The sequence below is a fragment of the Deinococcus radiodurans R1 = ATCC 13939 = DSM 20539 genome (genome assembly GCF_000008565.1).
In the GTDB taxonomy this organism is placed as follows: Bacteria; Deinococcota; Deinococci; order Deinococcales; family Deinococcaceae; genus Deinococcus; species Deinococcus radiodurans.
The window spans coordinates 53,441-65,552 of record NC_001264.1 but is presented as its reverse complement, the minus strand read 5'-3'; the positions used below and the strand labels follow the sequence as shown (position 1 = coordinate 65,552).

12 protein-coding genes and 1 tRNA gene are annotated in these 12,112 nt (G+C 66.6%); 8 read left to right on the top strand and 5 right to left on the bottom strand.

Translation table 11 applies throughout. The annotated features are described in order from the left end of the window. Positions 1-53 precede the first annotated feature (53 nt). Complete coding sequence (locus DR_RS13880) at positions 54-1,067, bottom strand: alpha/beta fold hydrolase (protein WP_010889319.1); 1,014 nt, start codon at positions 1,065-1,067, stop codon at positions 54-56. Positions 1,068-1,134: 67 nt separating this feature from the next. Between DR_RS13880 and DR_RS13875 the strand changes: the two genes are divergently transcribed. The 4 genes from DR_RS13875 to DR_RS13860 all read left to right on the top strand — a co-directional run bounded on the left by DR_RS13875 (position 1,135) and on the right by DR_RS13860 (position 4,922). After that, entirely contained in the window at positions 1,135-1,731 is a 597-nt protein-coding gene (locus DR_RS13875; protein WP_010889318.1) for a PadR family transcriptional regulator, read from the top strand. Between the two features lie 321 nt (positions 1,732-2,052). Beyond that, a complete protein-coding gene (locus DR_RS13870; RefSeq protein WP_010889317.1) occupies positions 2,053-2,559 on the top strand; it encodes a hypothetical protein in 507 nt (168 codons plus the stop codon). Positions 2,560-2,783: 224 nt separating this feature from the next. Beyond that, entirely contained in the window at positions 2,784-4,415 is a 1,632-nt protein-coding gene (locus DR_RS13865) for a TerD family protein (protein ID WP_162177623.1), read from the top strand. Positions 4,416-4,433: 18 nt separating this feature from the next. Next, the gene (locus DR_RS13860; RefSeq protein ID WP_010889315.1) at positions 4,434-4,922 is read left to right on the top strand and encodes a hypothetical protein; all 489 of its coding nucleotides are present in this window, start codon (positions 4,434-4,436) and stop codon (positions 4,920-4,922) included. Positions 4,923-4,995: 73 nt separating this feature from the next. Here DR_RS13860 and DR_RS13855 read toward each other — a convergent pair. The 4 genes from DR_RS13855 to DR_RS13840 form a co-directional block, all read right to left on the bottom strand. After that, a tRNA-Met gene (locus tag DR_RS13855) sits at positions 4,996-5,072 on the bottom strand. Between the two features lie 75 nt (positions 5,073-5,147). Further along, on the bottom strand, positions 5,148-6,050 hold the full coding sequence (locus tag DR_RS13850) for a ribokinase (protein WP_010889314.1): 903 nt from the start codon (positions 6,048-6,050) through the stop codon (positions 5,148-5,150). After that, positions 6,037-7,380 carry a 3-oxoacid CoA-transferase subunit B gene (locus DR_RS13845; protein ID WP_027479724.1) on the bottom strand — a complete coding sequence of 448 codons (1,344 nt, stop codon included), beginning with the start codon at positions 7,378-7,380 and terminating at the stop codon, positions 6,037-6,039. The genes DR_RS13850 and DR_RS13845 overlap by 14 nt, the downstream gene beginning before the upstream one ends. Then, positions 7,377-8,645, bottom strand: a complete 1,269-nt coding sequence (locus DR_RS13840) for a thiolase family protein (RefSeq protein WP_027479723.1) — start codon at positions 8,643-8,645, stop codon at positions 7,377-7,379. Before DR_RS13840 ends, DR_RS13845 begins: the two co-directional genes overlap by 4 nt. 146 nt (positions 8,646-8,791) lie before the next feature. Between DR_RS13840 and DR_RS13835 the strand changes: the two genes are divergently transcribed. From DR_RS13835 to DR_RS13820, 4 genes are read left to right on the top strand one after another with little or no spacing between them, the layout of a single operon-like run. Beyond that, complete coding sequence (locus DR_RS13835) at positions 8,792-9,016, top strand: hypothetical protein (RefSeq protein ID WP_164928018.1); 225 nt, start codon at positions 8,792-8,794, stop codon at positions 9,014-9,016. Between the two features lie 38 nt (positions 9,017-9,054). Beyond that, positions 9,055-9,381: a biliverdin-producing heme oxygenase gene (locus DR_RS13830; protein WP_164928017.1), complete on the top strand. Its 327-nt coding sequence runs from the start codon at positions 9,055-9,057 to the stop codon at positions 9,379-9,381. Next, positions 9,378-11,645 carry a bacteriophytochrome BphP gene (gene bphP, locus DR_RS13825; protein ID WP_010889310.1) on the top strand — a complete coding sequence of 756 codons (2,268 nt, stop codon included), beginning with the start codon at positions 9,378-9,380 and terminating at the stop codon, positions 11,643-11,645. The genes DR_RS13830 and bphP overlap by 4 nt, the downstream gene beginning before the upstream one ends. Beyond that, positions 11,638-12,087, top strand: a complete 450-nt coding sequence (locus tag DR_RS13820; RefSeq protein ID WP_010889309.1) for a response regulator — start codon at positions 11,638-11,640, stop codon at positions 12,085-12,087. The genes bphP and DR_RS13820 overlap by 8 nt, the downstream gene beginning before the upstream one ends. The last annotated feature ends 25 nt before the right edge of the window (positions 12,088-12,112 follow it).

Below are 12,112 nucleotides of genomic sequence, written 5' to 3'. Positions count from 1 at the left end.
CGGCGGGAGCGCCCCTTCTTCTGGGGGAACGCTCCCGCCCGGTGAAGCGGATGTTACTGCTCCTGCCAGAAGGCGTCGAGGGCGGCCCTGACCTCGGGCAGCTTTTCCCACTGCGGCAGGCCGTCGGTACCGGCGATACGCGCGGCCCGCACGCCCGGCTGCTGGGCAAACAGCGGCAGGCGGTCAAACGAAACGAAGCCGTCTTGGTCGTACAGCACCAGCGTGGGCGTCTTGAGCGGGCGGTACAGGTTCTGATAGCCGTCGCGGTCGAAGAGGCGGCCACTCACGAAGTACACCGGCGCGTACTTGGCGCCCGGCTGCCGGCTCGTTTCCATGCTGTAGTCGATGACTTCTTCGGGCACCGGCCCCCGGAAGCTGCGGCTGAGGAAGTAGTGGATGCTGGGCCGGGTCCGCAACGTGCCGTAGAGCAGGTCGTCAATGCGGCGCAGACGGCTGTACAGGCCCTTGCCGCCGTCGTCAGAGGTGGCCTGCTGCGAGGGCCCCTTGGGCTGACCCAGACCGCTGGGGCTGATGAGGACGAGGCTGCGGATGCGCGGTTCCTGCAAGGCGGCGCGGGCGGCAAATTCGCTGCCCAGCGACAGGGCGACCACATCCACGTCGGTATTCAGCTCGGCCACCAGCGCGAGCAGCGCCTGCGACATCAGCTCGGGGGTGTAGGTGGCGTCGGGACGGTCACTCTGGCCGAAACCGGGCCATTCCAGCGCGTACACCGGACGCTTGCCCGCGTAGGTGTCCCACAGCGGCTTGACTTCGTAGGCGCTCGCGGCGGCGTTGACGGCGTGGGTCAGAATCAGCGGGCGACCACTGCCGCGCGTATCGGCGTAGTAGCCCACGCGCCCGAAACCGAGGAGGGTCAGGAACCGCTGCTCACCGCTGACGGCAGGGCGAAGCTGCGAGGTCGCGGCGCCGCCCGCCTGAGACTGTTGCAGAGCGGGAGCGCAGGCGACGAGCGCGGCGGCCACCCCGACCAGGGCCAGGACCCTAAACAGAGTGCGGCGTTTGGAAGAGGAGCGGCGAGAAGCGGGGCGGTTACGTCGGCGTTGCATGGGATCATCTCCTTCTGAAATCAGTCACCAGCACAATAGTCAAAACTAACTAATTTAGAATGAGGATATGTCACCCGAATCTTCATCCCTTCCCCCGCTGCCGGAAGACGAACGTGTGCTGCTGCTGCTCGGGTTGCTGACCGAACAGGACCGGCACGGTTATGAGATCAACGACTTTATCGAGCATACCCTGCACAACGTCATCCGGCTCAACAAGGCGACGGCCTATCAACTGCTCGACCGGCTGGAGCAGCACGGGCTGGTCGCGAGCCGCCTGGAGCAGCACGGCCAGCGGCCCAACCGCAAGGTCTACCACCTGACCCCGGGCGGCCAGGACAAGTTTCAGGCCATGCTCGCCGCTCAGCTCGCCGCCGAGGAACCCCTCATCCTGACCGGCAATGTCCCGGTGATGTTCAGCGAGCATCTGCCCCGGCCTGAGGCCCTGGCCGCGCTGCGGACCCGTTTGCAGGAACTGGAGCAGCGTCTGGCCGCCTACGAAGCCATGCGCCTGCCCTGCACGGCGGGGGTCGGGTTGGCCCTGGACCGTATCTACCACCTCACCCGCGCCGACCGCGACTGGCTGGCGGGCGTGGTGGCGCGTATGGCGAAGGAAGAAGAGACGGCTGAGATGACCCAGGGCGAGACACCTCCGATGGACGAGTAAAAGCAGTGCGCGGTGAGCCCGCTCAAAACGGGCCGTATGCTGTGTCAAGTTCCAATCTTTCGTCTCCGCGCCGACGGCAGCACTCGCCGCGCAAATTGAGAGCGGAGGTTCGCGCAAGCTTCGTCGTGGGTTTTGTTGACCTTAGAGCGAACCTAGATAGAAGCTGACGGGCAGCAAATCATTCCTCCAGATTCAATCTCGACTTCGCTTTGATAAGCTTTAAAGCCGAAGTACACGACAAGTCAAAGGCGAAGAGTCCATGTCTTGCAACAAGTCTAAAGGCGGCAAGACCGTCTCCGCGCCCTGACGGAGGAACGACCCATGAAAAAATTGCTGCCGCTGTTCGCCCTTGCCACCCTGAGTCCGGCCCAGGCCGCCACCTCCCTCCAGGACTACATGCAGGGCAGCGGCGGCAAGCTCCGCGTTGAAGACGGCATCGTTGTGGTCAGCAAGCGCGCTCGTGACCTCAAATACCTTCCCCTCGGCGTCGCCACGATGGGCCAGACCTCACAGGGCCGGCTCAACCGGGTCGGTGTTTTTGCCTTCAAAGACCGCCTGAGCGCCGCTGAGGTCGAGCTGCTTGCCACCAACGTGACCCGCATTGCCAGCAAGTGCTTCAACATCAACCCGGAGCGTGGCAACGCGGTGGCCGCCTGGCTTACCCGTGAGAACCAGACGCTGCTGCGGAACACCATCAGGAGCTTTGGGCCGCTGGACGCGACTTTCGTGCGGAGTGTGACCAAGGACGGCAACTTTTTCACCGCCGTTCACCTGCAACGCAGCGGGCAGCCGGGCGCCGCTCCCTGGGTCAACTACTGCGTGAAGTAAGGTGTGTCCTGCAAAAGACCCTCTGCCTTCCCGTTCTCCTCTTCTTCTCTGACAGCGGTTTCCAATAGAAGCGAACTTCTTGACGCTGAATCGGCTAAGGCTAAGACAGGGAATGGTTGAGTGCACAGGTTAGGGATGGAAGACAGTCAAACAAAAGTTGCGTCAGAGAGCCGCTGGACGCCCCGGCATGGCTGGCGGCGATGGGCGCCGGAGGCAAAAGAACAGTGATTCAGCATCTTCAGAAAGGTCAGCGCCTTCCGCTCGCGCAGGTGCTCAGCGGCACGCAGCTCACGCTTCAGACAGAGCTGGCGGGCATGGGAGAAGTCGATATCAGTGTCTTCGGCCTGGACGAGCAGCGCAAGCTCTCCGACGAGCGGTATTTCATCTTCTACAACCAGACCAGCAGCCCGGAAGGGGCCATTCGCCTGGACCTCAATCAGCAGACATTTACCCTGGACCTGGAACGGATGCCGCTGGGAATTCACCGTCTGCTGCTGGCCGCGACCAGTGACGACCAGACCTTTGCCGACCTGGGCAGCGGCACCAGCCGGGTGATGGACGGTCAGGGCGGCGAAGTCGTCTTTGAGCTCACGCCGGGCATGTTCAGCACCGAGCAGGCCGTCATGTTGCTGGAACTGTACCGTCACCAGGGGGCGTGGCGGGTGGCGGGCGTGGCTCAGGGCTTCAGCGGCGGACTGGCGGCCCTGCTGCAATCGTTCGGCGGCGAAGTGGCCGAAGACGCGCCGCTTATAGGGGCGACAGTTCCAGCGGCCCCGGCGGTGGACTGGGAAGCAACCCTTTCCACCCTCACCACCCTTTTCGGTCAGCCCGCCCCGACCGGACCCGAAGTGTGGTTGCCGCTGACCTCCGCGCCGCTGGACCCCTGGCGGGAGCGCAATAGTTGCCAACGCTGCGGGCGAAAACCGGGACTGGGCGCCCGACTCAATGCCCAGGGCCTGTGCAAGTCCTGTGCACAGGAGGAAGCGGCGAGCTTACAGAACTTCCGCACGCGCTTTCTGGCGGCCTGTGCGGACGGAATTCTGGAGCTGCGCGAATGGGAAGATTTGCAGCGCACCGTTGACCGCGAACGCCTGGACGCCAGAGCGGCTCTGGAGTTCGTGCGCCCGGAAGCGCTCTCCCTGCTGGAACGCACGCTGGCCATTGCACAGTCCGATGGAGCGGTCAGCGAGCAGGAGGAAGAGGTGTTCGAGCGCTTGGTCGGACTGCTGCAAATGCCGGACCCGATGGTGCGTCCGCTGCGCGCCCGAGTGGCCGAACTGCGGACCGTCAGCCGCCTGCGGCAAGGCCACCTGTCGACCATCGACAGCACCCTGATTCTGGACGCGGGCGAGGTGGCGCACCTCGAAATGCCGGCGACTTTCCGACACGTCACCGCCACCCGGACCCGAGACATCACAGGGCGAATCGTCCTTACCAACCGCCAACTTCACTTCGTGGGCAGCGGTGAAGGGGGCTGGAATATCCAGTACGGTAAGGTGCTCCGCGTCGAACAGCGACCAGATGGCATCAATCTGGAACTGGGCGTGAAAAAAGGCAGCGGCACCTACCATGACGTGCCTCAGCCGCTCATCCTGGCCGCGACGCTCGAAGCCCTGGTACGTATTCACAAGCGCCTGCTGCTGATGCCGCAGGGCGAGAAGGCCAGCCGCAGCATTCCACAGAAGGTGAAACTGGAGGTGTGGCAGCGCGATCAGGGCCAATGTGTGGAGTGCGGCGACACCAATTATCTGGAGTTTGACCACGTGATTCCCCACAGCCTTGGCGGGGCGAGCAGCGTCGGCAACCTGCAACTGCTCTGCCGACGCTGCAACCTGGCCAAGAGCAACCGAATCTAGGAACCTATAAAAAAGACTTTGCTGTTCGCCTGCCCTGCCCTCTTCGCCTCTGCCAGTGCGGGCAGCATTCCCGGCACTCAGGTGTCCTACAAACTCGCTCAGGACGCCCTGACCCACGGCAACGCCAGCATGGTGTTCGTGGACGCCAGCGAGGACCCCACCGGCAAGACCTATATGGCCCTGGTGTGCGATCTCGGCAAGACGACTTTCCGCTTTTACAGCAAGGAGAGCCTGGGCAGCCGCGCGGGTGAGAAGGTGCTGTTTTTCTTCCGCGCCGACGACCAAGGTCTACGAAACGCTCACGGCACCTTGCGCGAGTATTACAAGACGGGCAATCTGAGTGTGCTCGATTTTTCGTACGACAGCTCGGAACTCTTCCGGACCTTCGCCAGCACCCAGAAGAAAGTGGTGGTTCGCGTCAACCGCAACGGCATGGCCTCAATGACACTAACCTTCCCGGTCAAAGGCTTCATGGTCGCTTACCGCGCGATTGGGAGCTGCGGGTAAGGGGTTCTTTGCCTGCACCGTACTCAGCTCGCAAACTTCATAACAAAAAGACCCGCACCAGGCGGGTCTTTCTTGGTGGCGACAGAGAGACTTGAACTYTCGACCTCACGATTATGAGTCGTGCGCTCTAACCAGCTGAGCTACGTCGCCGCTTTTTGTTCACCCTTCATGGGTGCGGCGAAGAATCTACCATCCTTTCGCGGGCAGATCAAGTCCTCATTGGCTTTACCCCAGATTTGCTTGAATCTCCTCTCGCCCTGGCATCGCCGGCTGGGCGCCCTCACGGGTGCAGGCGAGGGCACTGCCCGCCACCGCCCAGCGCAGCGCAGCGGCGAACGGCTCTCCTCGGCTCAGCGCTGCGACGAGCACGCCCACGAAAGTGTCACCCGCGCCGGTCGTGTCGCGCACCGGCACGGGCAGGGCCGGCAGCTCGGTCCAGTCGTCGCCGCTCAGTGCTAGACAGCCGCGTTCTCCCAGGGTGACGACCACCGTGCGCGGGCCACTCGCCTGGGCCTGCCGCACGCCTGCGCGCAGGTCGGTGGCCCCGATCAGCGTCCGCAATTCACCCTCGTTGACGATGAGCACGTCCACCAGCCGCAGCAGTTCGGGGGGCAGCGTCCGGGCGGGCGCGGCGTTGAGCACCACCTGGGCGCCCGCCTCCCGCGCCGCCTGAGCGGCGGCCTGCACGGTCTCCAGCGGGATTTCGAGTTGCAGCACCAGCCAACCCACCCCGGTCAGCGGGGGCAGTTGCTCGGGGCGCAGCGTGCCATTCGCGCCGGACGCCACCGCGATGCAGTTTTCGCCCGCCTCCGACACGCTGATAAAGGCCGCGCCTGTCGGGGTAGATGCGCGCACAGTCCAGTCCTGCACCCCACTTTCGCGCAGCGAGGCGAGCAGCGGTTCGGCGAAGGGGTCCGTGCCCAGCGCCCCGCAGAAGGCGACTGCTCCCCCGGCGCGGGCGCAGGCCACCGCCTGATTCGCCCCCTTGCCGCCGGGCGCGGTGGTGTACGACTCGCCCAGTACGGTTTCACCGGGCGCGGGCAGGTGCGACAGCCTGGTCACGAAGTCGAGGTTGGCGCTGCCGACGACCAGCACGCGCGGCAGGTCAGTGCCCTCAGAGCCGGACATCAAAGTCCGCTCCGGTGCTCGCCTGCACGCTTTCGAGCGTCGCGCCCGGCTGCAACTCGGTCAGCGTCAGGCGCCCGTCCACGAACTCGAACACCGCTTGCTCGGTGATCACCATGTCCACCACGCCCCGCGCCGTCAGCGGCAGGGTGCATTCCTGCACGAGTTTCGGCGTCCCGTCGGGGTCGGTGTGGTTCATGGTCACGATCAGGCGACCCGCTCCACTCGCCAGGTCCATCGCGCCGCCCACGCCCAGCAGCGGTTTGCCGGGCACCGCCCAGTTCGCCAGGTTGCCGGCCTCGTCCACCTGGAGGCCGCCCATCACCGCCACGTCCACGTGCTGCCCGCGAATCATGGCGAAACTGTCGGCCGAATCGAAATAACTCGCGCCGGGCAGCGCCGTCACGGGAATCTTGCCCGCGTTGACCGGGTAGTCCATCGCGCCGCCGCCTTCCGGGGCCGGGCCGACGCCGAGCATCCCGTTTTCGGTGTGCAGGTTGATGTTCATGTCTTCCGTAATCAGGTCGGCCACCAGCGTCGGAATCCCGATGCCGAGGTTCACCACGTCGCCGGGGCGCAGTTCCTGCAGGGCGCGGCGGGCGATGTTGAGGCGGGCATCGTCCACCTTTTTGGCGCCGCTGCGGACATCCGCCGAGCTGCCGAGATCGGCGGGCGTGAGCGTCGCCTGCACCAGATAATCCACGAACAGGCCCGGCGTGTGAACGTGCTCGGGCGCGATCTCGCCCACTTCCACGATTTCTTCCACCTCGGCAATCACGAGGTCTGCCGCCGTCGCCATCGCCCGGTTGAAGTTCTGCTCGGTCAGGCGGTACTGGAGGTTGCCGGCGCGGTCGGCGCGCCACGCCCGGACGAAGGCCACGTCGCCGCGCAGCGCGGGCACGAACACCATCTCCTGCCCGTTGAGCGTGCGGGTTTCGGCGTCCTCAGCGACCACGGTGCCGGCGGCGGTGGGCGTGAAAAAGCCGCCGATGCCCGCGCCCCCGGCCCGCAGCGCCTCGGCGAGCGTGCCCTGCGGGATGAGCTGCACGTCGAGCTGGCCGCCCTGATACGCCTGCACCGCTTCCCGGTTGGAGGTGAAATACGAGCCGACGGCCTTTTTCAGTTGCCCGTTTCTGAGCAGCCGCCCGCCGCTGAGGCCCGCTTCCCCGACGTTGTTGGCGACGTAGGTCAGCTCCCGCACGTCCGTCTCGGCGAGCGCGTGGACGAGATGCACCGGGTTGCCGGTCATCCCGAAGCCGCCGACGAGCAGCGTTTGTCCGCTTTTCACCCTGCTCGCCGCCTGTTGGGCGGTGAGGACGGGAACCGCTTTCACTCCGCGACCCGCTCGATCAGGGCCGCCTCCCCCTGCCCGACGCCCACGCACAGCGTCGCCAGGCCGTAGCGCCCCTGTCGCCGCCCGAGTTCGTGGGTCAGGGCAACGACCAGCCGCGCCCCGCTCATGCCGAGGGGATGTCCCAGGGCGACGGCACCGCCGTTGACATTGACCTTCTCGGGGTCGAGGTCGAGTTCACGCATACACGCGAGGGCCTGCGCCGCGAACGCCTCGTTGAGTTCAATGAGGTCGAGGTCGTCCTTCTGCACCCCGGTGCGCTCCAGCAGCTTGCGGGTGGCGGGAATGGGACCCAGGCCCATCACCCGCGCCTCGACGCCCGCCGCCGCGCCGCCCACCCAGCGGGCCAGCGGCTTGACCCCGAGGGCGCGTGCCCGCTCCGCGCTCATCAGCACCAGCGCCGCCGCCCCGTCGTTGAGGCCCGAAGCGTTGCCCGCCGTCACGCTGCCGCCCTTGCGGAAAGCTGGTTTAAGACCGGCGAGCGTGTCCGGATCGGTCGCCAGTTCGTAGCTCTCGGCACCTTTTTTCATGCGCGGGTGCTCGTCGGTGTCGAACACGGTCACGCCCTTGCGGCCCTTGATTTCCACCGGCACGATCTCGTCCTTGAACTTGCCCGCGTTGATGGCCGCCACCGCCCGGCGCTGCGACTCCAGCGCGAAGGCGTCCTGCTGCTCGCGGGTGATTTCGCCGCCTGCGTAAGCCCCCTCGCGGCTGCGCCCCACGATGTTTTCCGCCGTCTCCCCCATCGCTTCGAGGGGAAAGAGCGCTTCCATCGCCGGGTTGGGGTAGCGCCAGCCGAGGGTGGTGTCGTAGGCGGTCACGTTGCCGTTGGCGAAGGCCGCGCTGCCCTTGGGCATGCTCAGCGGAGCGCGGGTCATGCTCTCGACGCCGCCCACCACGTACACGTCGCCGTCCCCGTTGCGAATGGCGCGGGCGGCCATGTTCACCGCTGCGAGGCCCGAGGCGCACAGCCGGTTGACCGTCACGCCGGCCACCGTTTCGGGCAGCCCGGCGAGCAGCGCGGCCATGCGGGCGACGTTGCGGTTGTCTTCGCCGGCCTGGTTGGCGCAGCCGAAGATGACTTCTTCGATTTCAGTGGCGGGCACCCCGCTGCGGGCCACGACCTCACGGATCACCAGCGCGGCGAGGTCGTCGGGGCGCACGGTGGCGAGCGACCCCCGAATGGCCCCGATGGGTGTGCGAACGGCAGCGACGATGACCACGTCACGATCTGAAGTTGGAGGCATGATCTCTATTCTAGGGCAGGTGCTCCCTGCGTCGGCGACCTGCCTGACCCGGCGCGGGGGCCGCAACTGACCCGCTGGACAGCCAAAAAGAGCGGGGAAAGGCCCCCAGCAAGGCAACGCGTGATAACGTGCTCCGACTCATGATCATGAAGCTTTTACAAAGGGAGACCCTGGACCTGCACCGCGAGGTCGAGGCCCTGATGCCCGTGATGAGTGAGACGCTGACCCGGCGGGGCTATCTGGAGGTGCTGCGGCGCCTGCAAGCGGTGGTCGCGCCGCTGGAAGCACAACTCGACGCCCTGCCGCTGCCGGACGAGCTGGCGTGGCCCGAGCGCCGCAAGGCCATCTGCTCGCTCTGGACCTTGCCGTAATGGGGGAAGGGCCGTCAAATCAGCAGGCGCCACTGTCTGTGCCCGAGCTGACCACTCTGGCGCAGGCCTTCGGAGCGCTTTACGTGCTTGAAGGCGCGACGCTAGGCGGACAGCTCATCAGCCGCCATCTCAGGCGCACGCTGGGGCTAAGCCCTGAGCAGGGCAGCGCCTATTTCTCCGGCTATGGCCCCCAGACCGGCCCGCGCTGGCGCTCGTTCGGGGAAGTGCTGGAAGCCAGCGTGCCGGCAGAAGACGCGGCAGAGGTCGTGGCGGGAGCGCGGCAGACCTTCGGGGCCTTCCGCCGCGCCTTGCAGGGGCTGTCGGAAGCTGAAGCGGTCCAAGTGCCTGAGGTCGCCCACGCATGAGCCGGGACCCGTTGCCCTTTTTTCCACCGCTTTACCTTGGTGGCCCGGAAATTACCACCGAGAACTGCGAGCGCGAGCCGATTCATATTCCCGGCAGCATCCAGCCGCACGGCGCCCTGCTCACTGCCGACGGGCACAGCGGCGAGGTGCTCCAGATGAGCCTCAACGCGGCCACTTTTCTGGGACAGGAACCCACAGTGCTGCGCGGACAGACCCTCGCCGCACTGCTGCCCGAGCAGTGGCCCGCGCTGCAAGCGGCCCTGCCCCCCGGCTGCCCCGACGCCCTGCAATACCGCGCAACGCTGGACTGGCCTGCCGCCGGGCACCTTTCGCTGACGGTGCACCGGGTCGGCGAGTTGCTGATTCTGGAATTCGAGCCGACGGAGGCCTGGGACAGCACCGGGCCGCACGCGCTGCGCAACGCGATGTTCGCGCTCGAAAGTGCCCCCAACCTGCGGGCGCTGGCCGAGGTGGCGACCCAGACGGTCCGCGAGCTGACGGGCTTTGACCGGGTGATGCTCTACAAATTTGCCCCCGACGCCACCGGCGAAGTGATTGCCGAGGCCCGCCGTGAGGGGCTGCACGCCTTTCTGGGCCACCGTTTTCCCGCGTCGGACATTCCGGCGCAGGCCCGCGCGCTCTACACCCGGCACCTGCTGCGCCTGACCGCCGACACCCGCGCCGCCGCCGTGCCGCTCGATCCCGTCCTCAACCCGCAGACGAATGCGCCCACCCCGCTGGGCGGCGCCGTGCTGCGCGCCACCTCGCCCATGCACATGCAGTACCTGCGGAACATGGGCGTCGGGTCGAGCCTGTCGGTGTCGGTGGTGGTCGGCGGCCAGCTCTGGGGCCTGATCGCCTGCCACCACCAGACGCCCTACGTGTTGCCGCCCGACCTGCGAACCACGCTCGAATACCTGGGCCGCTTGCTGAGCCTGCAAGTTCAGGTCAAGGAAGCGGCGGACGTGGCGGCCTTTCGCCAGAGCCTGCGGGAGCACCACGCGCGGGTGGCCCTCGCGGCGGCGCACTCGCTCTCGCCGCACGACACCCTCAGTGACCCGGCGCTTGACCTGCTGGGCCTGATGCGGGCCGGGGGCCTGATTCTGCGTTTCGAGGGCCGCTGGCAGACGTTGGGTGAAGTGCCGCCTGCCCCGGCGGTGGACGCGCTGCTGGCGTGGCTCGAAACCCAGCCGGGCGCCCTGGTCCAGACCGACGCGCTGGGCCAACTGTGGCCCGCCGGCGCCGATCTCGCCCCCAGCGCAGCGGGCCTGCTCGCCATCAGCGTGGGCGAGGGCTGGTCGGAGTGCCTCGTCTGGCTGCGGCCCGAACTGCGGCTGGAGGTCGCCTGGGGCGGGGCCACTCCTGACCAGGCGAAAGACGACCTCGGGCCGCGCCACTCATTCGACACCTACCTCGAAGAAAAACGCGGCTACGCCGAGCCCTGGCATCCCGGCGAAATCGAGGAGGCGCAGGATCTACGTGACACATTGACCGGGGCGCTGGGCGAGCGCCTGAGCGTGATTCGTGACCTCAACCGGGCGCTCACACAGTCGAACGCCGAGTGGCGGCAGTACGGCTTCGTTATCAGCCACCACATGCAGGAGCCGGTGCGGCTCATCTCGCAGTTCGCCGAGTTGCTGACGCGCCAGCCCCGCGCCCAGGACGGGTCTCCGGACTCTCCGCAGACCGAGCGCATCACCGGCTTTCTGCTGCGCGAAACGTCGCGCCTGCGCAGCCTGACGCAAGACCTCCACACCTACACCGCGCTGCTCTCGGCACCGCCGCCGGTGCGCCGCCCCACGCCGCTGGGCCGCGTGGTGGACGATGTGCTGCAAGACCTCGAACCCCGCATTGCCGACACCGGAGCGAGCATCGAGGTGGCGCCCGAGTTGCCCGTCATCGCTGCCGACGCTGGCCTGCTGCGCGACCTGCTGCTGCATCTGATCGGCAACGCGCTGACGTTTGGTGGCCCGGAGCCGCGTATTGCCGTAAGGACCGAACGGCAAGGCGCGGGTTGGTCTATCGCGGTCAGTGACCAGGGCGCTGGCATCGCGCCCGAGTATCAGGAACGAATCTTTCTGCTGTTTCAGCGGCTCGGTTCGCTCGATGAGGCGCTGGGCAACGGCCTGGGCCTGCCGCTGTGCCGCAAGATCGCCGAACTGCATGGCGGCACCCTGACCGTGGAGTCCGCGCCAGGCGAGGGCAGCACCTTCCGTTGCTGGCTGCCCGATGCTGGGCCTCTTCCGGGAGCCGCCGATGCCTGAGCGCGCCTCTGTCCCGCTGCGGCTGCTGCTGGTTGAGGACAATGCTGCCGACATCTTCCTGATGGAAATGGCACTGGAATATTCCTCTGTCCACACCGAGCTGCTCGTCGCGCGTGACGGCCTGGAGGCGCTGGAACTGCTGGAGCAGGCCAAAACGGGCGGCCCTTTTCCCGACCTGATTCTGCTCGACCTCAACATGCCCCGGGTGGACGGCTTCGAGCTGTTGCAGGCGCTGCGGGCCGACCCGCACCTCGCGCATCTACCCGCCATCGTCCTGACCACCTCCAACGACCCCAGCGATGTCAAACGGGCTTACGCCCTGCAAGCCAACTCGTACCTGACCAAGCCGAGCACCCTGGAAGACTTCCTGCAACTGATCGAGCGCCTCACGGCCTACTGGTTCGGGACGGCGGCGATACCGCAGACGTACCAGCCGCAGTAAAAGCAAGTGGCCTGGCTCTCCCGTA

Coding starts and splice junctions, on each gene's coding strand:
- DR_RS13880 (WP_010889319.1), bottom strand. CDS start 1,067: ATGCAACGCCGACGTAACCGCCCCGCTTCTCGCCGCTCCTCTTCCAAA.
- DR_RS13875 (WP_010889318.1), top strand. CDS start 1,135: ATGTCACCCGAATCTTCATCCCTTCCCCCGCTGCCGGAAGACGAACGT.
- DR_RS13870 (WP_010889317.1), top strand. CDS start 2,053: ATGAAAAAATTGCTGCCGCTGTTCGCCCTTGCCACCCTGAGTCCGGCC.
- DR_RS13850 (WP_010889314.1), bottom strand. CDS start 6,050: ATGTCCGGCTCTGAGGGCACTGACCTGCCGCGCGTGCTGGTCGTCGGC.
- DR_RS13840 (WP_027479723.1), bottom strand. CDS start 8,645: ATGCCTCCAACTTCAGATCGTGACGTGGTCATCGTCGCTGCCGTTCGC.
- DR_RS13835 (WP_164928018.1), top strand. CDS start 8,792: ATGAAGCTTTTACAAAGGGAGACCCTGGACCTGCACCGCGAGGTCGAG.
- bphP (WP_010889310.1), top strand. CDS start 9,378: ATGAGCCGGGACCCGTTGCCCTTTTTTCCACCGCTTTACCTTGGTGGC.
- DR_RS13820 (WP_010889309.1), top strand. CDS start 11,638: ATGCCTGAGCGCGCCTCTGTCCCGCTGCGGCTGCTGCTGGTTGAGGAC.